Origin of the sequence: Streptomyces sp. NPDC127092 (assembly GCF_042722475.1) — a bacterium.
GTDB lineage: Bacteria > Actinomycetota > Actinomycetes > Streptomycetales > Streptomycetaceae > Streptomyces.
Window position 1 is genome coordinate 1 of record NZ_JBHXFE010000418.1, and the last position, 1037, is coordinate 1037.

2 protein-coding genes are annotated in these 1037 nt (G+C 68.5%); both read left to right on the plus strand.

Going from position 1 to position 1037, the window contains the following annotated elements:
- A partial coding sequence (locus tag ACFWJO_RS40940; RefSeq protein ID WP_386873493.1) for a thiamine pyrophosphate-dependent enzyme occupies window positions 1–452 on the plus strand: 452 nt, incomplete at its 5' end.
- The coding region (locus tag ACFWJO_RS40945) for an alpha-ketoacid dehydrogenase subunit beta (protein WP_386873495.1) at window positions 449–1037 on the plus strand (589 nt) is incomplete at its 3' end. The genes ACFWJO_RS40940 and ACFWJO_RS40945, both read left to right, overlap by 4 nt.

Sequence of the window (1037 nt, forward strand, 5' to 3'; positions counted from 1 at the left end):
GCATGCCCGCCCTCCGGGTGGACGGCAACGACGTTCTCGCGGTCCTCGCGGTCACCCGTCAGGCCACCCAACGGGCCCGCGAAGGCAGTGGGCCGACATTCATCGAGGCCATCACGTACCGGATGGGCCCCCACACCACGTCGGACGATCCCACCCGGTATCGGGCGGCAGCCGAGACCGAGATCTGGAAAGCCCGCGACCCGATCGACCGGATGAGGCGCCTCCTCGACCGGGAGGGCCTGCTCGACGACACGTTCCTCGCCGGAGTGCAGGCCACCGCCGACGACGTCGCGGCGCGACTGCGGTCCGGGACCATCGGTGCGCCCGATCCCGAGCCGCTCGACCTGTTCGAGCACGTGTATTCCACCGACCACCCACTCATCGACGAGGAACGCGAACAGTACGCCGCGTACCTCGCGGGCTTCGCAGGCATCGAGGAGGCACTGTCATGACCACCACCACGCTGTCGCTCGGCGCCGCACTCAACGCAGGCCTCCGGCGCGCTCTCGAACACGACCGCAAGGTCGTGATCATGGGTGAGGACGTCGGACGCCTCGGCGGGGTCTTCCGCGTCACCGACACCCTGCAGAAGGATTTCGGCGACAACCGGGTCATCGACACCCCGCTCGCCGAATCCGGAATCATCGGCGCCGCCTTCGGCATGGCCCTGCGCGGTTACCGGCCCGTCTGCGAGATCCAGTTCGACGGGTTCGTCTATCCCGCGTTCGACCAGATCGTGTCGCAGGTGGCCAAGATTCACTACCGCACCCAGGGCAGGGTCACCGCGCCCCTCACGATCCGGATCCCGTACGGCGGCGGCATCGGTGCGGTCGAGCACCATTCGGAGTCGCCGGAGGCGTACTTCGCGCACACCGCCGGACTGCGCGTCGTCACACCCAGCAACCCGGCGGACGCGTTCCACATGATCCAGCAGTCCGTCGCGGCGGACGACCCGGTGGTGTTCTTCGAACCGAAGCGGCGGTACTGGGACAAGGCCGAGTTCGACGTGGACGCCGAACCGGACCTGCCGCTGCATC